Below are 20,945 nucleotides of genomic sequence, written 5' to 3' on the forward strand. Positions count from 1 at the left end.
AGGCTGGAGAGCGTGATCGAGATCGAAGAGACCCGCGACCTGGTCGATCCTGTGGTGATCGCCGCGTTCGAGGGCTGGAACGACGCAGCTGATTCCGCGTCCGGCACGGTTGACCATCTGATGGAGGTCTGGGGCGCGCGGGTGGTGGCCGAGATCGATCCCGAGGAGTTCTACGACTATCAGGTCAACCGACCCTACACCGGCACCGACGAGAACGGGTTCCGCAAGATCACCTGGCCCACCACTCAGGTCGCGGTCTGCTCGCCGCCCGACCTCGACCGAGACATCATCCTCGTACGCGGCATCGAGCCCAACATGCGCTGGAAACAGTTCGTGCGCGAGATCCTCGAGTGCGTCGACGAGCTCGGCGGCCAGCTCGTGGTCACCCTCGGCGCGCTGCTCGCCGACGCGCCGCACACGCGCCCCATCCCGGTCTCCGGCACCGCCACCGAGCCCGACCTCGTCGACCGGCTCAAGCTCGACTCGCCCTCCTACGAGGGTCCGACCGGCATCGTCGGCATCGTGCAGGAGGCGTGCGTCGCCTCCGACATCCCGGCCGTCTCCTACTGGGCCGCTGTCCCCCACTACGTCGCCGCCCCGCCCTGCCCCAAGGCCACCCTGGCGATCATCAGCAAGCTCGAAGACCTGCTGCAGTGCTCCGTGCCCCTCGGCGACCTCCCCGAGGACTCCCGAGCCTGGGAGCGCGGCGTCAACGAGCTCGCCGAAGAGGACGAGGACGTCTCCGACTACGTACGCTCCCTCGAAGAGGCCCGCGACACCGCCGACCTCCCGGAGGCCAGCGGCGACGCCATCGCCCGCGAGTTCGAGCGCTACCTCAAGCGCCGCTCCGACGACTCCTGACCACCCCGGGGTCGAGAAGTCACCCCTGCAGGACGAGAGGTCACCCGGGTGCCCGCTCGACCTGCAGACGTGACCTTTCGGCCTGCAGGGGTGACTTCTCGGCTAGAGCTTGATGCCCAGCGCGGCGTCGACGACGGCCGCGATCGACTCGCCGGCGAGGGGGTCGGAGGTCTCGGCGAGGCCGCCCTCGCCGAGCGTGGCGGCCACCCAGGCGTCGATGGCCTGGACGGCGCGCGGGGCGTCGAGGTCGTCGGCGAGGGCACCGAGGACGGTCTCGACGACGGGCGCGGCGGGGGCGCCGCGGCCGAGGGTGACGGCCTTGCGCCACGCGGCAAGCTTGTCGACGGCGTCGAAGAGCTTGGCGTCGGTCCATTCCCAGTCGTCGCGGTAGTGGTGGCCCAGCAGCACCAGCCGGATCGCCATCGGGTCGATCTCGGAGTTGCGCAGTGCGGAGACGAAGACCAGGTTGCCGCGTGACTTGGACATCTTGTGGCCGTCGTAGGCGACCATCCCGCCGTGGGTGTAGATGTCGGCGAACGACTTGCCGGCCGAGCGGGCGTGGGAGCCCGACATCTCGTGGTGCGGGAAGACGAGGTCGGAGCCGCCGGCCTGCACGGTGAAGCCGGCACCGAGGTGCTCGAGGGCGATCGCGGTGCACTCGACGTGCCAACCAGGACGCCCCGGGCCCCAGGGCGAGGGCCACGACGGCTCACCGGGACGCTCGGCGCGCCACAGCAGCGCGTCGAGCGGGTCCTTCTTGCCGCCACGGTCGGGGTCGCCGCCGCGCTCGCCGAAGATGGCCAGCATCTCCTTGCGGTCCATGCGCGACTCGTCTCCGAAGGCGTCGTCGACGGCCACGGAGGCGTAGACGTCGTCGTCGACCTTGTAGGTCGCGCCGGCGGCCTCCAGCTCACCGATCAGAGAGACGACGAGCGGGATCGACTCGACCGCGCCGACGTAGTGCTGCGGCGAGATCACGCGCAGCGCCTCCATGTCCTGGCGGAAGAGCTCGGTCTCACGCTCGGCCAGCGCCTCCCACTCGATGCCGACCTTCTCGGCTCGCTCGAGCAGCGGGTCGTCGACGTCGGTGACGTTCTCGGTGAAGTCGACCTCGTAGCCGGCGTTGCGCCATGCCCGGTGGAGCAGGTCGAAGGCGACGTAGGTGTTCGCGTGGCCCATGTGGGTCGCGTCGTAGGGCGTGATGCCACACACGTAGAGCGAACGCCGCCCGGATCCTGCCGTGGAGACCACCGCGTCTCGCTGGTGGTCATAGAGCTCCACCTCGGGCCCTGGGATCGACAGCTCTGGGACGTCGGGTGCAGACCATGCGCGCATGGGTGCAGCCTACTTGTCGCTGGTCGCGTGTCTCAGAAAGGCGGCCACGGGATGACATGGCGGTCGAACTCCGGCCGCGGGAAGACCCCCTCGGCGAGCAGCGCCTCGCAGCGCAGACCGAGCGCTTCGAAACCCGCACCCGAGACGTACGCCGCCAGCTCGCGCCCCAACGCACCGGAGAGCCCTTCGAGGATCGTCCGGATCCCGGCCAGCTCCTCCTCGGAGAACGCCAGCCCGTGCCAGCCCCACAAGATGGTGCGCAGCTTCGGCTCCTCGTGGAACGTCAGCCCGTGGTCGCAGCCGAACCTGTGCCCGCCGGCGACCGGAAGGATGTGGCCGCCCTTGCGGTCGGCGTTGTTGGTGATCGCGTCGAAGACCGCCATCCGCCGCAGCGCGGGCGTGTCCTCGTGGGCGAGGGAGACCTCCTGGTCGAGCGCGTCGTAGCCGTCGAAGACGTGCATGAACCCGTCGGGCACCTCACCTGCCGGCACGATGGTCACTGGTTCGAGGCTCTCCTCGGAGGTGATCCAGCGCTGCACCATCCCGACTCCGTGCGGGCCATCGCCGAGCCAGGTCTCGGGCACCACCGACCAGCCGAGTGCCTCGGAGACGAGATAGGAGGCGACCTCGCGGTTGGCCAGCGGGCCCTCGGGGAAGTCCCACAGCGGCCGCTCCCCCGCGATCGGCTTGTAGACGACCTCGGTCTCGCCGACGGTGGCGAGGAAGGTCGCGTTCGAGGCCGTGGTCAGTCGCCCGACGAGCTCCATGGCACCGTCCTCGGCGCTGTGCCCGACCTCCGGTGCAGTCTCACCCACCGGCTCAGACCGGGTCGCGGCGCTTGAAGCCGTTGGCGCGCACGCACAGGTGTCCCTCGGCGTCGATCGGGTTGCCGCAGAACGGGCAGTTGGGGCGTCCGGCGCCCAGCACGGCCTCGGCTCGCTTCACGAACGCACGGGCGCTGCCCGGCTCGATGCGCACCAGGAGCACCTCCTCGGGCTCCGGCTCATCCAGCTCGATCGCGGAGACGGCGTCCTCGTCGACCAGGTTGCCGGACTCGTCGACCTCGGCGACGACCTCGGCCTCGCTGATCGGGAAGACCTCCAGCACGACCTTGTCCTCGTCGGGGTCCCAGGCCAGCGTCATCGTGCCGGCACGGAACTCCTCCTCGATCGGCTGCTCCAACGGCGCCTTGTCGTCAAGACCGTGCGGCGCGAGCGCGGGCACCACGGTGGGAGCCGACTTCATCACCTCGTCGAGGAGCTCGTCGAGCCGCTCGGCGAGCACGGTGACCTGCTGCTTCTCCAGAGCCACGGAGACGACGCGTGCACCCTGACGAGCCTGGAGGAAGAACGTACGCGCCCCGGGCTCGCCGACGGTGCCGACGACGAATCGTTCGGGCGGGTCGAAGGTGTGCATCAAGGGCATGATCAAACCTTATCCAGACCGTCCCCAGGACCCGAGCCACCGCCCACGACTGCGTCGTCGTTGCGGCGGCGAGACGACTTGCGGCCCTTCTTGGGAGCCAGCCACGACAGGTCGCCGGCGTGGGTGTTGGTCGAGAGCACCGAGGGCCGTCCCTCGCCGTAGCGGATCACCGAGATCGAGGCCGGGTCGACGTGGAGTCGCTGGAAGAGGTCGAGGTGCATGCCGAGCGCGTCGGCCAGGATCGCCTTGATCAGGTCGCCGTGGCTCACGCACAGCCAGACCGCCGAGTCACCATGAGCCGCCGTGACGGCAGCGTCGTGACGGCGTACGGCCTCGACGCCTCGCGCCTGCATCGCCGCCATCGACTCACCGCCGGGGAAGGTCACCGCCGAGGGCTGGGTCTGCACGGTCTTCCAGAGCTTGCGGCGAGCCAGAGCGGAGATCTTCTCGCCCTGCCACTCGCCGTAGTCGCACTCCGCGAGACCGTCCTCGACGACCACCTTGGGGCCGTCGGCCACCTCGCCGGTGCGACCCTCGAGGATCGTGGACAGCGTCTGCTGGCAGCGCTCCATCGGGCTGGTCACGGCCAGCGCGAGCGGCACCGGAGCGATCCGCTCAGCGGCCGTGCGTGCCTGCTCGAGGCCGCGCTCGTCCAGCATCACCCCCGGCAGCCGGCCGGCCAGGGTGCCGGATGCGTTCGCCGTCGTACGGCCGTGTCTCACCAGGATCATCGTCGCCACGATTGGCGACCCTATCCACCGCGTGGCCACGGATCACGTGGCCTCGATGTTCTAGCCTTGCGGGGTGATCGTCGACAGCGCCCTCTACCGCGGCGGCGCGCGTGCGGAGGTCGACTGCGCGCCCCACGACTACCCCACGCTTCGCGCCGGCGCGAAGCACGAGGGCGACTTCGTCTGGCTCGGCCTCTACCAACCCAGCCAGCACGAGCTCGAGGAGGTCGCCGCGGCCTTCGACCTGCACCCGCTCGCCGTCGAAGACGCCCTGACCGCCCACCAGCGACCGAAGCTGGAGCGCTATGCCGGCGCGATGTTCCTGGTCGTGAAGACGCTGTGGTACGTCGATGCCGAAGACGCCGTCGAGACGGGCGAGGTCGCCTTCTTCATCGGCCCCGACCACGTGATCACCGTCCGCCACGGGCGCGGCTCGAAGCTCGCGCCCGCTCGCGAGCTGCTCGAGAGCGGCGAGGAGCAGCTGCTCACCGAGGGCCCCTACTCCGCTGTCTACGCGGTCGTCGACTACATCGTCGACGGCTACGTCAACGTCATGGAAGGGCTCACCGAGGACGTCGACGAGGTCGAGACCTCCGTCTTCTCCGACGAGCGCACGCAAGACTCCGCCCGCATCTACCGCCTGCGTCGCGAGCTCGCAGAGGTACGCCGCGCCGTGATGCCGCTGCGTGAGCCGGTGCGCCGCTTCGCCAACGGCGAGGACGGGATCGACCCCGACCTGCGCCCCTACTTCCGTGACGTGCTCGACCATCTCTCCTCGATCTCGGAGACGATCGAGAACCTCGAGTCGCTGCTGTCCTCGGCCTTCGAGGCCCACATGGCCCAGCTCTCGCTGCAGCAGAACGAAGACATGCGCAAGATCTCCGCCGGCGCCGCCCTGGTCGTGGTGCCGACCCTCATCGCCGGGGTCTACGGCATGAACTTCACCCACATGCCCGAGCTCGACTGGACCTTCGGCTACCCGTTCTCACTGCTGCTCATGGGCGTCGTCGTCGCAGGTCTGTGGGTCTTCTTCCGCAGGTCGGGCTGGCTCTGACCCGAGCACGACCGATCTGGCCTGCCTGACCGGTCAGTCAGTCCGGGCCGCGCCTATCCCTTGCGCCAGCGGCTGCGCGGCACATGCACGGTGGCGGCTTCGCGGGCGCACTCGCGAAGCTCGTGGGCGACGGCCCGGTAGACGGTCGCCCACTGCTCGCCGGTGAGGCCGCCGACCTGGAGGTCGCTGCTTCTCGCGCTCGTGAAGACCTTGGCGTCTTCGACGTATTTCGCCGCTTTTGCTTCGAGCCATGCCACCTGGCTCTGAGTCGTACTCATCGCGGTCAGTATTTCATGTTTGCGCATGGTTGGGAGCCAAAACGCATGACATGACATCGACCTCAGTGCAAGAAGGTGAACAGCGGCGAGTCGGCCTCGATCCGCTCGATGACGAGGTCGCTGGCGCCCATCCGCTCGAGGAGGGCGCCGATCCCGTCGGCGGTGTCGAGGTCGATGCCGATCAGCGCCGGCCCGAGCTCGCGGTTGGACTTCTTGACGTACTCGAAGACGACGATGTCCTCACCGTCGGCCAGCACGTCGTCGAGGAAGCCGCGCAGCGCGCCGGGTGCCTGCGGGAACGAGACCAGGAAGTAGTGGCGCAGGCCCTGGTGGATCAGGGCGCGCTCGAGGATGTCGGAGTAGCGGGAGACGTCGTTGTTGCCGCCTGAGACGACCGTGCCGACCCGGGCCGCACCACGCAGGTCGATCTGCCCGAGCGCCGCCGCCGCGAGCGCGCCAGCAGGCTCCGCGATGATCCCCTCGGTCTGGTAGAGCTCGAGCATCTCCACGCAGATCGCGCCGGTGGGCACCGCGACCAGCTCGTCGACGAGCTCGCTGACGATCGGGTAGGTCACCGTGCCCGCGGTCGCGACGGCGGCACCGTCCACGAACGTGTCGAGCGCGTCGATCCGCACCGGGCCGCCGGCCTGGACCGCGGCCGCCATCGAGGCGGCACCAGCCGGCTCCACCCCGATGATCCGCGTCTGCGGCCAGACCTCGCGCACCCAGGTGGCCACTCCGGAGGCGAGGCCACCGCCGCCGATCGGCAGCAGCAGCACATCGAGGGGCTCCTCGCTCTGGGAGGTGAGCTCGTAGCCGACCGTGCCCTGCCCGGCGATCGTGCGCGGGTCGTCGAACGCCGAGACGTATCGGGCGCCGAGCCCGCGGCCGAGCTCGTAGGCGTAGGCCGAGGCCTCGTCGTAGGTCGAGCCGTGCAGGGTGAGCGTCACGTGCTCGCCGCCGAGGGCGACGATCCGGTCGCGCTTCTGCTTGGGCGTGTTGGTCGGCACCACGATGTGACCGGGCACCCCGAGCCGGGCGCAGGAGATCGCGACACCCTGGGCGTGGTTGCCGGCCGAGGCGCACACGACGCCGCGCTCGAGCTCCTCAGGGCTCAGCGAGCTCATCAGGTTGAAGGCGCCACGCACCTTGTAGGAGCGGCCCAGCTGCAGGTCCTCCCGCTTGAGGAACACGTCGGCGGCGTATCTCTGCGAGAGCCTGACCGAGCGTTCGAGCGCCGTACGCGTGGCGATGGTGCGCGCGGCGGCTTCCTCGATGGCAGCGGGTGTTACGGCAGGCTTCGTCCCGGACTCAGACACATGAGTGAGTTTGGCACGCTCACCACTCGCTGAGCACACCCACGCCGACGAGCACCAGAACCGCGAGACCGAGCACCACGCGGTAGATCACGAACGGGGTGTAGGTGTTGCGGGAGAGATACTTCAGCAGCCATGCGATCACCGCGTAGCCGAGCACGAACGAGACGATCGTGGCCACGATCGTCGGGCCCCAGCCGTAGAGGTTGTCCTCGTGGGCGATGTCCTTCATCTCGAACAGCCCGGCCCCGAAGACCGCCGGCAGCGCCAGCAGGAAGGCGTACTCGGTGGCCGTGGCGCGCTCGTAGCCGAGCGCCCGGCCCATCGAGATCGTCGCGCCCGAGCGGGAGACGCCGGGGATGAGCGCGCAGGCCTGGGCGCAGCCCATCAGGATCGCGTCGCGCCAGGACAGGTCGTCGAAGCGCTTGCGGTTCTCCCCGATCCGGTCGGCGATGCCGAGCACGATGCCCATCACGACGAGCATGGTGCCGACGATGTAGAGGCTGCGCAGGTCGTGCTCGATGACGTTCTGCAGCAGCAGCCCCATGACCACGATCGGGATCGACCCGACGATGATGAACCAGCCCATCCGGGCATCGGTGTGGCTGCGCAGCTCGGGATTGAACAGGCTGCGGGCCCAGGTGGAGAGGATGCTCCAGATGTGCTTGCCCATGTAGGCCAGCACCGCGAGCTCGGTGCCGATCTGGATCACCGCGGTGAACGCCGCACCCGGGTCGCCCCAGCCCAGCAGCTCGGGGAAGATGCGCAGGTGTGCGCTGGATGAGACGGGCAGAAACTCGGTGAGTGCCTGAAGAATGCCCAGTGCGATCGCCTGCAGATAATCCACGGGCGCACTCTAGATGGCAGGTACGGGGCACCCAACCCGGCTCCCCCACAGCGTGTCCGGCGAGAGCCGCTCTGCATGCACCGATAGATTGGGTCCATGCAGAGCCGACTCCTCGGAGCCACCGGGCTGCGAGTCTCGTCTCTCGCCCTGGGCACCATGACCTGGGGCAGCGTGACCGACGAGCACGAAGCCCGCGAACAGCTGACCGGATTCACCCAGGCCGGCGGCACCCTCGTCGACACCGCGGCCGCCTACGGCGACGGAGCCTCCGAGTCGCTGCTCGGCTCGCTCCTGGCCGACGGGTCGGTGGCCCGCGACGAGATCGTCCTGGCCACCAAGGGCGGGATCACCTGGCGAGGCGGCAACCGTGGCGTCGACACCTCGCGGGGCGCGCTGCTCTCCGGCCTCGACGCGTCGCTGAAGCGACTCGGCGTCGACCACGTCGACCTGTGGCAGGTGCACGTGTGGTCCCCCGACGTCCCGTTCGAGGAGACGCTCTCCGCGCTCGATCTCGCGCTGAGCAGCGGTCGGGCCTCCTACGTGGGCGTCTCCAACTACAACGGATGGCAGACCGCCCAGGCGGCGACCTGGCAACGAGCCGTCCCGGGCCGCGCCACCCTCGCCTCGACGCAGGTGGAGTATTCGCTGCTGGCCCGCGACATCGAGTACGAGACGCTGCCGGCCGCCGAGGCGATGGGGATGGGCGTGCTGGCCTGGTCGCCGCTGGCCGGCGGCGTACTGACCGGGAAGTACCGCACCGGCACCCCTTCGCAGTCGCGCGGAGCCGACCCCGCGTTCGCCTCCCGCGTGGAGATCTACGAGGAGGATCGCAGCCGCGGCATCATCACCGCCGTCGCCAAGGCCGCCGAGGGTCTGGAGTGGACTCCGCTGCAGGTCTCCCTGGCCTGGGTCCGCGACCGACCCGGCGTCACCGCCCCGATCCTCGGCGCGCGCACGGCCGCTCAGCTCAAGGAGGCGCTCAGCGTCGCCGACCTCACCCTGCCTCCCGAGATCGCGCTCGCGCTCGACGACGTCTCCGCCGTCTGAGCTGCACCGTCTGAGCTGCGCGGCCAAGCTGCTCCGGCCAAGCTGTTCCGTCTGGCCCCGCGGGAACATCCGATCCGGCAGACTGGTTCTCCTGAAGCAGGAAAGGACACAGCCTTGGCCCGAGCCGAACGCCGCCCACCCCGCCCCGGCGTGATGTGGGAGTACGACAAGGTGATCTTCACGCGCGAGTTCTCGCGCAACATCGTCACCAAGCTGCTCGTCGAGCGCGCCGAGCACGGCGGCTGGGAGCTCGACCGGGTGCGGATCACGGCCGACGGCACCCGCCGCGTGATCCTTCGCCGCAAGATCATCCGCCAGCGGCTCACGGTGTGAGACTTTCCTTTCGGCGGCCGCGTCGCCGGCCTATGCCGTAGAGCAGGGCGGCTAGTGTCCATGGCGTGATCCATCTCGTACGCCACGGTGAAGCCGCCGGCGCGGAGGGCGCCGATCCCGGGCTCTCCGACCTCGGTCGCCGTCAGGTCACGGCCCTCGCCAACCGTCTCTCCTTCAGGCCGGTGCGGCAGATCCTGCACGGCCCGAGCCGGCGCACCACCCAGACGGCCCAGGTGATCACCGAGGTGCTCGGAGCCGGCGCGCAGCGCTGTGACGCCCTCGCCGACCGCACCCCGGTGCCGTCGTTCGAGCGCCGTGGCGACTACCCGACGCACCGGTGGGGCTGGCTCGAGGAGGTGCCGGAGGCCGAGCGCGACATCGACGGCGCCGAGCTCACCGCCGCCTGGCACAAGCTCTGGTTCGACCACCACGACGACGAGGTCGTGCTGGTCACCCACGCGTTCGTCGCCGCATGGTTCGTACGCGAGGTGCTGGGTGCCCCGCCGGCGACCTGGATGCGCATCGGCCCGTTCGACAACGCCACCCTCACCACCATCGGCCCCAACCTCGCCGGCGAGCCCGTGGTCGAGACCTTCAACGCCGAAGTGATCCTCCCGGTCTGACCCACTCTCCCGTCGAGTCGGCTCGTCAGAACGAGCCGACTCGACGCTGTCTCAGACCTGGTCCAGGAAGCGGTCCATCACCCGCGCGCCGAACTCGAGCGCGTCGACCGGCACCCGCTCGTCGACACCGTGGAAGAGCGCGGTGAAGTCGAGATCCTCGGGCAGACGCAGGGGCGCGAAGCCGTACGTCCTCATCCCGAGCCGCTTGAAGTGCTTGGCGTCGGTGCCGGCCGACATCAGGTAGGGCGCCACGAGGGCGTCGGGATCCTCGGCGATCAGCGAGCTCTCCATGGCGGAGACGAGCGCGCCGTCGTAGGGCGTCTCCCACGGCATCTGGTTCTGGTCGAACTCGATGTCGATGCCCTCGCCGCACAGCTTGCGCAGGGTCTCGAAGAAGTCGTCCTCGTAACCGGGGAGGAAGCGGCCGTCGACGTGGGCGGTGGCCTCGGTGGGGATGACGTTGACCTTGTAGCCGGCGCCGGTCATGGTCGGGTTGGTCACGTTGCGCAGCGTCGCGCCGATCATCCGCGCGGCCGGACCGAACTCCTCGACGAGCCGCTCTGCGTTCTCCGGTGTCGGCTCCTCCCCCGCGATCTCACCGACCGCGGCGAGCAGAGCCTGCATCGTCGGGGTGAGGGTCACCGGCCACTCGTGGGCGCCGATGCGGGCGAGCGCGCCCGAGAGCCGGGTGATCGGGTTGTCATGGTTGATCATCGAGCCGTGGCCGGCGGTGCCGCGGGCGGTCAGCTTCATCCAGGCCATGCCCTTCTCGGCCGCCTCGATCAGATAGAGCCGGCGGCCCTTGACCGTCGTCGAGAAGCCGCCGACCTCGCCGACCGCCTCGGTGCAGTGAGCCAGCAGGTCGGGGTGGTCCTCGACGAGCACGTTGGCGCCCTTCATCCCGCCGGCTTCCTCGTCGGCGGTGAAGGCGAGCGTGATCGGTCGCTCGGGGATCCGTCCGGTGCGCTGGCGCTCGCGCACCACCGCGAGCAGCATCGCGTTGAAGTCCTTCATGTCGACGGCGCCGCGGCCCCAGACGTAGCCGCCGTCGATCTCGCCCGAGAACGGGTCGACCTGCCAGTCCTCGGCGGCGGCCGGCACGACGTCGAGGTGGCCGTGGAGCAGGAGGCCGTCGCCGGTGGAGCCGCCCCACTGGGCGACGACCGAGGCGCGGCCCGGCTCGGACTCATAGATCTGCGAGGAGATCCCGACCTCGTCGAGCTGCGCGGCGACGTACTCGGCCGCCTTCCGCTCCCCCGGCCCCGGGTCGTTGCCATAGTTGCTGGTGTCGATGCGGATCAGGTCACGGCAGAGGTCGACGACCTCGTTCTCGGCACTGGTCATACGGCCACCGTAGCGACCGGGTGCGACAAACTGCCGCCTGACGTCCACCTATGCGCAACCTGAGGATTTCGGGCCGGTTCGGGGCGTACGTTTCCATGGGACGCATGCACAAGCGCGCGCTCCTCTCCGCTCACCGTGCCGCGGCGCGGCAGTCGGGGCACCGCGACAACTCCTGGGAGTCGCTGGTGGAGGCCGCCACGATGGCGGTCGACTATGTGGAGTTCGACGTGCACAGGACGGTCGACGGCGAGTTCGTGCTCCATCACGACAGCCACATCCGCGACCGCATCGGACGCAAGCACAGGATCGAGGAGTGCACCTACGCCGCGCTGTCCGCGCTCGCGCCGTTCCGCCTGGTGCGCTACCGGGAGGCGCTCGAGCTGCTCGCCGCCCACGGCAAGCACGCCCACATCGACTACAAGTTCGCCTCGCCCGCAGGCCACATCGGCATCCCGCACGAGGTCGACGCCGCCGAGATCGCCCTCGAGGTGATGGACGCGAGCTTCATCCTCACCACGATGGTCGACGAGTCCGTACGCGTCCTGCGCGACTGGGCCGACCTCCGCGCCCCCTCCACGCTCGTCGGGCTCTCCCTCGGAGGTGTCGACTGGCGCCACCACCCGCTCGAGCTGATCCGCCTCAAGCTCTCGGAGTTCTTCCCCGAAGGCCGCATCCGCCGCTGCCGCTCCAACCTCGTCGTCGTCGAGCAGCGCCTCGCCGACGTCTGGCTGCTGCGCTGGGCCCACCGCCGCAACATCAAGGTGCTGGTCTGGACGGTCGACCACCCCGGCCGGCTGAACCGTTTCGTGCACGACAAACGCGTCTGGATGGTCACCAGCAACCACCCCGCCCGGGCGCTCGCGCCCGCCTGATCCGGGCCTGGTCGCGGCTCCGCGCCGCCGGCCGTCGCGGCGCGCCCGTGTCTCCTCGTCGAGACGACGGCCGCCTCGATCTCAGCCGCGCACGGGGCTCCGCACGGTCACGCTCCCGCGGTCACCCGAGCCGGTTCTCGCGGCCCCGGACGACACCCCACGCTGAGGGCAGCCCCGATTCGGCACCCTGACCCCGTCCTGATAATGTTCTTCCTGTTGCGCGCGGGTGGCGGAATAGGCAGACGCGCTAGCTTGAGGTGCTAGTCCACGTACTAGTGGGTGGGGGTTCAAGTCCCCCCTCGCGCACGCAGAGAATTGTGGCCCTGACCTGAGGAAACTCAGGCGGGGCCACTCTTCATTTCAGCCTGTCCGGGCACCGTTCGGGCACATCGGCTGGCACGGATCCGCTGTTGAACTGTCCCAACCAGCGTATCCGAACCATCACGAACGCTGTGACCGCCGGAGGAGTCGGTCGGGCAGAACTCCGCCCGCGGCCAGTTGGACCCACCTTCACGCCAAGCCCGACCCCCGGGATCCTCCGATCCACGCCATCCGGTGCCCAAAGTCGAGGCAAGCCCCTGCCGTTGGAAGCCGAGTCGATGGATCAACGTGCCTTAGCAAGTCGCGGGGCTTGACCGTTCTGGCGTGGACATGACCCCACATTGGCGCCGACAGGGCCGCCGTGAGCGAGGGTTCGGCCACTCAGCCCAGATCCCCTAAGGCCGCCGCCGCGAGCGCCACCGGGTGGGTATCCCGGCAAGGCGCCACAGGGGACGTCCGTCTGGTCGCGCGCAGCAGGCGGAGAGCGGTGCTCTGGGCTCAGGTCGCGTCTGTGAGCAAGTAGGGAATATCGTCGCGCTCAAGGAGCTGTTTGAGTAGCTTCAGCCTCGCCTTGGGCACCACCAAGATCAAGAGCTTTCGCGCCCTGCTGATTCCGACGTAGATAACGCGGCGCGCCTCGCTGTTCTCATCCGACATCCAATCGTCGAGAACGTACGGTTCGCCTGCATTCGCTCGGGGCGGAAGGACGTAGATGACGGCTTCGAACTCGGAGCCCTTGACGGCATGCACGTGGGATGCACGAAGTCCCGGCGTCGTCCCGTAATGTATCTCGGATCGAAACGCGGCCCACGGCTCCCATATTTTGGCTGTGGGTTTCGCGAGGACCTTGTTGAGGTTGCTGACCACGTCCAGACTGGTCGCCTCCGCGAACCGGCGAACCAGATCTTGGACCGTAGTGCAGAACGCTTTCGCGTCGACTGCATCTCGCGCTACCCCGATAACCATCTTCGCCAGGATCCGGAGGCGGTCAACGGTGATGCCGAGCAATTCGACGCGCTCGCTCTTATCCGTTGGCTGTCCGTCGGCCCCCCAATCCAGCTGGTCCAGCATGTGCTGCTCGATACGCCCTATCGCTTGCAGGCGGTGCTTGGTGTCCGTAGCCCGAAGGAACTGCGCTGCTGCAGCCAGGATGCTGCCTAGTACTGTCGCCGTGGCCGGGAGTTCCGTTGTCCCGGGACCAAGGCTCTGGGCATCTGCGCGGCGATGGGCGATGACCCGGCAGGCGACGGGATCGACGCCAGAGTCATTCAGGACACCCCGTGCCGCAATCTCTGCGGCCTGACCGCGTCCGACGACTACATGTATGGCCGGGAACGACATGTCACGAGGATCACTCGATTCGATGGCTTTCGGCGTGCTTCGCAAGCTCGTCACCGCAGCGCAGATCGCCGGCCTCGACCGATAACAGGTCGTGAGCGTGACCACCTCGTGGTCTTCCAAACCTGCGAGGTATTGATCGTAGAGGTTCGACGGGCCGACCTGACGGAACTCGTAGATTGCCTGATCGGGGTCTGCGACGGTCACCACATGGGTTCCGGCCTGCTGGAGGTGTCGCAGGATGCTGTGCTCTACGATGTCGCAGTCTTGGAACTCATCGACAATGACTTCGTTGAATCGCGTCACGAGGCGGTTTCGTAGGATTGACCCGGGTGTATCTAGCAACTTCAACGCAACTCGCCGGGATTCCTCGGCGCTGTATACGTGCCTCGCCAGCAGACTCTTGATAAGGCTCCGTCCTCTCTCGGTAATGTCCCGCTGCGTCCACGGTGAGACTTGGTCCCAGGCACGACGCTCGTCGTAGCCGAGCCGCCTCACGTCGAGGGCGATCGACCCGTCCCCGGATCGCGTCCAGCGGGAGAGTCGGATACCCAGACCTCCGTTCGTGGGACGAACCCTTGAGAGCTCGGTCGGGAGGTCGTCCCAAGACGCGAGGTACTGAGGAGTGACCCCAGTGGCGCGCCGTACGCTGGGCGTAACGACATATCGGTTGAAGAAGGCATCGAAGGTACCCACGAAATTGGGCGTGCGCAGCAGATGTGGACTGCCTTTCGACCGCTCCCGCGCCACGTCGACAGCTGCGTTGGTGAAGGAGAGCAGCGCAACGCCTGGTCGAGCCTCGGCTTGCTGCTGGAATCGGGCGACCACAGCGCGGGTCTTCCCGGAGCCGGGGCCGGCCTCGACATGTCGAACGGTCTGCTCAAGGACCGCCGCCTGCTCAGCGCTCAGCGCAGCGTTCACTCGTCCTCACTCGTCTGCTCTGCCAGCGGCGCGATCGCCTCGAGGGCAGCCTGCAGGTATGTGGGAACAACAAAGCTGCCGTTGTCGTCTGCTTCGATCGCCTCTGCGACGAGATGCGCAAAGTCCCCCTTCGAGATGTCGAGCGTTGGCATCTCTACCGGCGTGGCCACCGTGTTGACGACGGTGTCAGTGGACTCGCCCTCGTCCCCCGTAGCGACCTGAGGCGCAGGCTTCTTCGGCTTGGTGATCGCGCAGGCGAAGATCGCGGCTCGTTCGTCAGGTGTAGAGCCGGCCGCTGCGCTGACTTGGTCCCACTTCGCGGCCGACTTCGAGTGCAACTTGAGGAAGGCATTGCGCAAGACAGACTCGTTTGCTTGTTCACCGAACAGCTCAGCTTCCAGCGTGGTGCCGCCGACGCATACTATCAGTCGCCCGTCGGTTACCTGGGTCTTAAAAGCGTCCTCGTACGCAGACCGTCGACGGTCGCCTTGGCCGTTGTCGCCGTCGGTTATCACCACCACACGGTCCACTCGCTGACGTGAACCATTGAGTAAGAGCTTCAGGTACGGACCAAAGTCAACCCCCTCCACCGACACGAACGTCAGCCCGCGAAGATGCCGTCGAGCGGCTGCTTCGTCGCTAGAAGGCAGCGCCGCCTGCTTTAGCCGGAGTGCCGCTAGCACCGGAAGCAGAAGCATCTCGGCAGTTCCTTCGACGAGGACAACGTGCCGGGCGAACAGCAGGGATGCCCGGGTGACGCTGAGGTAGCGATCGATCTTGCGTACCTCTGGCGCCGTGAGGCCGAGACCGGCCAAGGAGATGGCCTGGGTCTGCCATGTCGACTCGCACTTCTCCCGCGCGACGACCACGACATTCTTGATCGAAACCTCGCTAGCGAGGTTGGGCGAGTGGGTGGTGACGACAACCTGGACCCTGCCAGTGGGATGCAGGCCATCGGAGTCGACTCCGCTCTTTTCCGCCTGGTCACGCAGGAAGCCGAGCAACACCACTTGGAGCTGCGGGTGGAGATGAGCCTCCGGCTCCTCGACGAGCAGGATCGTCAAGTCGTTCTCGCGGGCGCGGACCAACTCGAGCACGATCATGGCGACGTACAGCAAGTTCGCGTAGCCCAGGCCAGCGGAGGCGATGTCCCCGATGGAGGTGCCCGATTCGAAAAGCTGGATGCGGAGCATCCTGACGATCTGCCTGAGCCGAAGGTCCCGCCCGCTGAGCGAAAGGTCGTGTTCTCGATCGGGCGGCGTGGTCTGCCCGAAGTAGTCCTGGATGACGTCACGGGTGGTGGTCGCAACCTCGTGCTTGGCGATCGTGCCTACGGCTTCCTGGGCGGTTGCGACGAACCCGTCTTCGTCGATCCCGTTATCGGGATCACTGAGCAGGATGCGCACCACGTCGTGCAGCAGGTCCGAGGTACCGCTGTCGATGTCGCGCACCGCATCGCGAAGCGGCGGGAGGTAGACGTGGCTGATCCGGCTACGTGCTACTGGCTCAGGATCGTCGGCGCCGGCGTCACCGATGCTCCACGTCTGAACTTGGCGGCGCGGCACGGCCGGGTCGGTCGCGAACGTCGTGCGGTAGACGAGGTCGTCGTGGGTGTCGACAAGCTGCGCCATGTATACCGCCTCTTCGGACACGGTCAGGCCCGAATAGCGAGCCGCGATCTCCACCGGCTCACCGATGTCGACCCCCCCGAGTCAGGTCTCGGTCGGCTCGAAACCATGCTGTCTGCTGGCGCCCGGTCGCTGGGGCGACCAACCGCATGGCGTCGATGATGGCGCTCTTCCCCGAGGCGTTCTCGCCGACCAGCACCGAAAGCAACGGGTCGAGGTCAAGTGTTGTGTCCCCGCAGGATCGGAAGTTTCGCAGCTTCAGACGGTTCAGGTGCACCGAGAATTCCCCCCACGTGGTTGACTTACCCGAAACGTAACGGCGTTCGTTCGTCCGCGAAGCTGCTTCGATCGCTTGCCGCTGGATCTCACCGATGTTGGGCAACTTCGCGGCGCCCAGTTCCGCCGGCGCAACCCTGGAAGCGCGCTGGACCAGGCAGTGGATTCGCTCTGCATCCCACCCCTCTAATCCCCTAGGTCCGGCGCCGGGTCAGCTAGCAGGATGCTCCAACTCCGCGGCCGATTTCAGACCGTGGCAAGGCCGCGGACGCCTAGCCAACTGCACGACCCCTTCGTGGCTGTTAATGCTCTGGAGGTTCCTTACGCTGGAGCCGGTGACTGCGTTCTCGGTTCGGCTGATTACAGAGATGAATCCAGGATTCCGGTCACTTGGAGCAGCGTGTCGCTCGGTGCGTGTCAAGCCGTCTCCAAACCAGCAGCGGCGGCGTGAGCGCAGCGAGGGCCGCAAACTTCAAGGCATCGATGAATGCAACGAGCGCGACCAGCAGAAACCAATCGGTTGCTCCCCCGTCGACGAAGGTGGTCACCAATCGGGCGACGAACAGGTAGACAGGAACCGCTATCACGGCCACTGGAATCGCCAACTTGAGGCCGGGCTCAGAGCGTAGGTAGTCGATGGCGATGTTGGACGGGGCGTACGCCCTGACATAGCCGTGGACGGTGGCCACTGTTCGCCAGACGCATAGGAAGAGAATCGTGAGCACAGATCGACCTCCGGTTGGGGCAGGGGTTGCAGTCCACGATGCAACCGGTCGCTCGTTTGCGTCGTGGCCTGTGGAGAAACGTCCGCTGAGGCGACTATCTGAGGCCCGACTGCAAGGACGCCGCGGGCTTTGCTCGGTCTGCGGCCAGGGTCACGGCAAGGCTTTCCGCTCGCCGCTGGGCGATAAGGGCGAGGGTCCGATCAGCTCGTTCTGCTTCACTTCGCGCGCCCGGGCCGAGTGGGATGTCGCTGGTGATCTGGTAGCGGTCGCGGTAGGCGGCGATGGTTCCGACCGCGGCGATCCAGTCACGGCGGACCGCGGGCGATGTCGGTGGTTCGCCCAGCCGACGGGTCCAGGCAGGGCGCTCAAGCACCGCGGTCTCGGCGAGGGCCTTGGCTCGTGCTTCGACCAGGCCCCTGCGCTCGTCGAGGGCTTCGCGCATCGCGGTGGGCATCTCGCCGATTGCTTCGGGGATCATGCCCGCGATGAAGCGCTGGGCTGAGGCCACTCCCCTGCGGGTCGGCTTCGCGTTCGTGGCGAGGCGGAGTCGGTATTGAAGGACAGCAGCAACATCCTCTGCGTCGGTGAGGTCGCGTTGGGCTACGAGGCGTGGGAGGAGTCGGTCTACCGCGTGGCCATTGGCTTCGGCGCGGCGCAGCGACGCGGTCAGGGGCCCAAAGGCATCACCTGCGACGACGTCGTCGGCTTGAGAATCGGTCAGACCGGAGCGGCGGACGAGGTCGGCCCACCGGTCGCGTTGGGCGACGGCGGCGATGGTGTCGTACTCAGCTGCGAGTTGAGCGATGGAGCTCCAGGTCTCGTGTTCGGCCGTGATGGTCTGATGCGCGGAGAGCTCGGCGCTGGAGTGTTGGAGTACGCCGCAGAGCACGGTGTGGGCGTTCGTCTCGCCGTCGTCGGGGTGGCCGGCGTGGGTGTCATCGGGCTGGTCGAGGGCGACGTAGGCGGTGTTGGCGTCGCGGCCACGGGTCATGGAGACGTACAGGTTCTCTCTGGTTGTTCTCGAGGATGCGAGGACGTGGGCGGTGTCGACGGTGATACCTTGGGCGCGATGGGCGGTGATGGCGTATCCGAGGTCTACGTGTTCGGAGACGTAGTCGGCGGGAAGGATGACGGTCGCGGCGTGGTTGGCCCGGCGGGAGACGACGAGGGTTCCATCTTTGCCGACGTCGTCGATGCACCATCGGTCGCCGTTGCGGACCCAAGCGCCACGCAGGGAACGGAGGCGGCGGTCGTTCCGGCGGGTGATCACGATGTCACCGACTGAGGCGGGTTCCCCGCTGGCGAGGGTGACTTCGCGGGAGGCTTGGGTCTGGCCGGTGAGGATGCGTTCTGCTCTTGCGCGGGCGTTGAGGGCGTGGACGGTTTCGGTGGTTTCGGTGACGAGAACGCTCGCTCGGCCGTTGGCCTGGTCGTTCAGCCAGGCGGTGTAGGCGGCTTCGAGCATCTCGTCGGTGGTGCCATCGCGGAGGCGGTCGTGTCGGGCATACGCCGTTATGGCCTCAAGGCGACCGGCCCGGAGGTCGAGGCTGGTTTCGCGTTCCCACTCGTTGCGGAAGCGGTGGACCTCGGCGAGTTCGGGGACGTCTGTTCTGGCGGCGGCGAGCAGGGTGAAGGCACCGCCGGCATCGACGGACTGGAGTTGTGCCCAGTCCCCCACGAGCAGGACCTTCGCGCCGGCGATGGCGGCGAGGCTGGTGATCTGGTCGAGGGTGGTGGTGTCGGCGAGGGTGGCTTCGTCGATGATGACGAGCTGGCCTCGGTGGAGGCGCACGTTGCCGGCGGTGTGTTCGTGGAGCCATTTCGCGGTGTTCTCGCAGCGGATGCCGAGGTCTCCGGCGAGTACGTCGGCTGCGGCTGCGGAGGGTGCGAGGCCGACGACGCTGCCTCGGCCGTGCTCGCGCCGCCAGGCGGTGAGGAGGGCGTGCATGGCGGTGGTCTTCCCGGCGCCGGCTGGACCGACAAGGAGGTCGACCAGTCTGCTGGAGTTGGCAATGGATTCGAGGGCGTCGGCTTGGTTGCGGGTGATGCGACGGCCCTGGTAATTGCAGCGTACGGCGCGGGCGACCGTTTCGGGGCCTAGCCTCGGGGCCGTGCGGGACTCGGCGCGTTCCAGGAGCCGGCCCTCGGCCGCCATCACCGCGGTTGATGAGTATTTGGTGGCGTGGCGCGGCCGGAACACCGACGTGCCGTCTTCCATCTGGTACTCAGGCGGGCTCGGGGTCAGTTCGGGCGGAGTGAGCGCGACCGAGTGGGCTTCGGCCGCTTCGACGATCTTGCTGACGACGTATTCACGTTCGGCGGCGTTGGGGAAGCGCCAATGCATGGTTTGGCGGGAGGCTTCTGCCCATAGGTTCCAGTGGCGCCAGGTCGACCGCTTCCGTTCGACCTCGGCCACGACGCTGCGGCCGATCTCTTCGATGAGCTCAGCCGGAATCTGCTCGGCCCTCACGATCGCCGGGAGGCAAGGCCGCGTCAAGCCGCGCGCCCAGGACATGGCGTCGCAACGAAGAAGCCGTCCGGCACGGAGGCGCCATTCGGTAGTCAGGTCGAGCAGTGACCGCAACTGCTTCTCGGGACGGGTAGCTAGGGTCGCTCGGGCGCGGAAGACGACGATGGTGGCGTTGCTGGGGCGGCGACCGTGGCGGGCGACGTACTCGTCGATCATCCGGTTCTTCTCCACCTCGATGGAGCGGGACCGGTTGGAGAACTCCTTGATCAGCGCCTCGTCGACGCCGGCAATCTCCCACTGCGGGTTGCGATCAGCGTCCCTCCCCCGCTGCTCCCACGCGAGCCCGAAGGTTCCGGTGATCCGGTCGGCGAGCACCGCGTTGTAGTGCGCGGAGACGGCGGTGACCGCGGCGTGCATCGGCCGGCTGTCGAGGCTGCGCCACCGACCGTCGAGCGCGGCTTGGACCTTGTTGGAAATGACCACGTGGGTGTGAAGTTGAGGGTCGCCGGCGCGCGAGTCCCAATGGTCGAAGGCGGCCGCGATGATGCCCTCAACGCCGACCTGCGAGACGGCACCGTCGGCATTGGCAACCCCGGCCCTTGTCGCGGCCACCTCGCGCTCCATGTAGTCGATGACGTCGGCGACCGCCGCATGGTGCGCCGCCAGGAGCAGTTCCTGGGTGTTCGCATCGGCCACGCCCCACATCACTGAGACCGACTTGGGGACGCTGAAAGTGAAGTCGTACGCCGCCACCGCCCGCCGTCCGGACTGGGCGGCCTCCTCGGCCTCGATCCGCGCCGTCTCCGTCGCTCGATCGTCGTCGCTGAGGTTGGAGTCGAGGTGGCGTACACGGTCAGCGATTCGCTCCTCGGTCGGCTTGTATTCGGGGTACGCCCGGCCGAGCGGCTCGCCGGTCACCGGGTCACGGCCAGCGCCGATCAAGAGCGCGAGCTGTGTCTCGGTCACCTGGGCGCCCTGCCTGATCCTGCCTCCGCCGACGCCCGGTAGCCCAGATCCCATCCACCGTCCCGGCGGGGTGCCCGCTTCGGCGTAGTAGCGGGTCAGCGGCGTGGACAGCGCTCGGTTGCCGTCGCCGGCGGCCACACTCTTCAGGAGATACTTGTAGCCGTCGCCCGCGTGCATCACCCGCATCGACACCACCACGGCGCCCCTCCTCTGGGTCCGGGGATGCGTGTCTGC

The 20,945-nt window shown here is 67.9% G+C and carries 19 protein-coding genes and 1 tRNA gene; 7 read left to right on the forward strand and 13 right to left on the reverse strand.

From position 1 onward, the window contains the following. The first annotated feature begins 12 nt into the window (after nt 1-12). On the forward strand, nt 13-861 hold the full coding sequence (locus FB381_RS13465; protein ID WP_141780754.1) for a PAC2 family protein: 849 nt from the start codon (nt 13-15) through the stop codon (nt 859-861). A 102-nt stretch (nt 862-963) separates the two neighbouring features. Here FB381_RS13465 and mshC read toward each other — a convergent pair whose 3' ends face one another. From mshC to FB381_RS13485, 4 genes are read right to left on the reverse strand one after another with little or no spacing between them, the layout of a single operon-like run. Next, complete coding sequence (mshC, locus tag FB381_RS13470; protein ID WP_141780755.1) at nt 964-2,196, reverse strand: cysteine--1-D-myo-inosityl 2-amino-2-deoxy-alpha-D-glucopyranoside ligase; 1,233 nt, start codon at nt 2,194-2,196, stop codon at nt 964-966. Nucleotides 2,197-2,228: 32 nt separating this feature from the next. Next, the gene (locus FB381_RS13475; RefSeq protein ID WP_246088098.1) at nt 2,229-3,011 is read right to left on the reverse strand and encodes an SCO1664 family protein; all 783 of its coding nucleotides are present in this window, start codon (nt 3,009-3,011) and stop codon (nt 2,229-2,231) included. 4 nt (nt 3,012-3,015) lie between these two features. Continuing rightward, nucleotides 3,016-3,621 (reverse strand): DUF3090 domain-containing protein, encoded by a 606-nt coding sequence (locus FB381_RS13480; protein ID WP_211352427.1) that lies wholly within the window; start codon nt 3,619-3,621, stop codon nt 3,016-3,018. Between the two features lie 2 nt (nt 3,622-3,623). After that, the gene (locus FB381_RS13485; protein ID WP_425465457.1) at nt 3,624-4,352 is read right to left on the reverse strand and encodes an MSMEG_4193 family putative phosphomutase; all 729 of its coding nucleotides are present in this window, start codon (nt 4,350-4,352) and stop codon (nt 3,624-3,626) included. A gap of 73 nt (nt 4,353-4,425) precedes the next feature. Between FB381_RS13485 and corA the strand changes: the two genes are divergently transcribed. Beyond that, nucleotides 4,426-5,406 carry a magnesium/cobalt transporter CorA gene (gene corA, locus FB381_RS13490; protein ID WP_141780756.1) on the forward strand — a complete coding sequence of 327 codons (981 nt, stop codon included), beginning with the start codon at nt 4,426-4,428 and terminating at the stop codon, nt 5,404-5,406. A gap of 53 nt (nt 5,407-5,459) precedes the next feature. Here the strand turns inward: corA and FB381_RS13495 are convergent, their stop codons facing one another. The 3 genes from FB381_RS13495 to FB381_RS13505 all read right to left on the reverse strand — a co-directional run bounded on the left by FB381_RS13495 (nt 5,460) and on the right by FB381_RS13505 (nt 7,847). Further along, entirely contained in the window at nt 5,460-5,684 is a 225-nt protein-coding gene (locus FB381_RS13495; RefSeq protein WP_141780757.1) for a hypothetical protein, read from the reverse strand. Nucleotides 5,685-5,746: 62 nt separating this feature from the next. Beyond that, nucleotides 5,747-7,003, reverse strand: a complete 1,257-nt coding sequence (gene ilvA, locus FB381_RS13500; protein WP_141780758.1) for a threonine ammonia-lyase IlvA — start codon at nt 7,001-7,003, stop codon at nt 5,747-5,749. A gap of 19 nt (nt 7,004-7,022) precedes the next feature. After that, entirely contained in the window at nt 7,023-7,847 is an 825-nt protein-coding gene (locus tag FB381_RS13505) for an undecaprenyl-diphosphate phosphatase (protein WP_141780759.1), read from the reverse strand. A gap of 96 nt (nt 7,848-7,943) precedes the next feature. Between FB381_RS13505 and FB381_RS13510 the strand changes: the two genes are divergently transcribed. The 3 genes from FB381_RS13510 (at nt 7,944) to FB381_RS13520 (ending at nt 9,850) form a co-directional block, all read left to right on the forward strand. Continuing rightward, nucleotides 7,944-8,894: an aldo/keto reductase gene (locus FB381_RS13510; RefSeq protein WP_141780760.1), complete on the forward strand. Its 951-nt coding sequence runs from the start codon at nt 7,944-7,946 to the stop codon at nt 8,892-8,894. Between the two features lie 114 nt (nt 8,895-9,008). Then, nucleotides 9,009-9,227, forward strand: a complete 219-nt coding sequence (locus FB381_RS13515; protein ID WP_425465448.1) for a DUF5703 family protein — start codon at nt 9,009-9,011, stop codon at nt 9,225-9,227. A 65-nt stretch (nt 9,228-9,292) separates the two neighbouring features. After that, the gene (locus tag FB381_RS13520; RefSeq protein WP_141780761.1) at nt 9,293-9,850 is read left to right on the forward strand and encodes a histidine phosphatase family protein; all 558 of its coding nucleotides are present in this window, start codon (nt 9,293-9,295) and stop codon (nt 9,848-9,850) included. Between the two features lie 51 nt (nt 9,851-9,901). On the opposite strand, the gene FB381_RS13525 is transcribed toward FB381_RS13520, so the two are convergent. Further along, on the reverse strand, nt 9,902-11,194 hold the full coding sequence (locus tag FB381_RS13525; protein ID WP_141780762.1) for a M20/M25/M40 family metallo-hydrolase: 1,293 nt from the start codon (nt 11,192-11,194) through the stop codon (nt 9,902-9,904). 104 nt (nt 11,195-11,298) lie between these two features. Between FB381_RS13525 and FB381_RS13530 the strand changes: the two genes are divergently transcribed. Together FB381_RS13530 and FB381_RS13535 are read left to right on the forward strand one after the other, a co-directional pair. After that, nucleotides 11,299-12,066: a glycerophosphodiester phosphodiesterase gene (locus FB381_RS13530; RefSeq protein ID WP_170225151.1), complete on the forward strand. Its 768-nt coding sequence runs from the start codon at nt 11,299-11,301 to the stop codon at nt 12,064-12,066. Between the two features lie 220 nt (nt 12,067-12,286). Then, nucleotides 12,287-12,372, forward strand: a tRNA-Leu gene (locus tag FB381_RS13535). Nucleotides 12,373-12,885: 513 nt separating this feature from the next. Here FB381_RS13535 and FB381_RS13540 read toward each other — a convergent pair. The 5 genes from FB381_RS13540 to mobF form a co-directional block, all read right to left on the reverse strand. Continuing rightward, nucleotides 12,886-14,646, reverse strand: coding sequence for a UvrD-helicase domain-containing protein (locus tag FB381_RS13540; protein WP_141780764.1), 1,761 nt, complete (start codon nt 14,644-14,646; stop codon nt 12,886-12,888). Further along, entirely contained in the window at nt 14,643-16,331 is a 1,689-nt protein-coding gene (locus FB381_RS13545; protein ID WP_141780765.1) for an ATP-dependent nuclease, read from the reverse strand. The genes FB381_RS13540 and FB381_RS13545 overlap by 4 nt, the downstream gene beginning before the upstream one ends. A 4-nt stretch (nt 16,332-16,335) precedes the next feature. Next, nucleotides 16,336-16,551, reverse strand: coding sequence for an AAA family ATPase (locus FB381_RS24590; RefSeq protein ID WP_425465458.1), 216 nt, complete (start codon nt 16,549-16,551; stop codon nt 16,336-16,338). A gap of 385 nt (nt 16,552-16,936) precedes the next feature. After that, complete coding sequence (locus FB381_RS13555) at nt 16,937-17,275, reverse strand: hypothetical protein (RefSeq protein WP_141780766.1); 339 nt, start codon at nt 17,273-17,275, stop codon at nt 16,937-16,939. A gap of 94 nt (nt 17,276-17,369) precedes the next feature. Beyond that, a complete protein-coding gene (mobF, locus tag FB381_RS13560; RefSeq protein WP_246088099.1) occupies nt 17,370-20,909 on the reverse strand; it encodes a MobF family relaxase in 3,540 nt (1,179 codons plus the stop codon). Nucleotides 20,910-20,945 lie beyond the last annotated feature (36 nt).

Source organism: Nocardioides albertanoniae, assembly GCF_006716315.1.
Taxonomy (GTDB): Bacteria; Actinomycetota; Actinomycetes; order Propionibacteriales; family Nocardioidaceae; genus Nocardioides; species Nocardioides albertanoniae.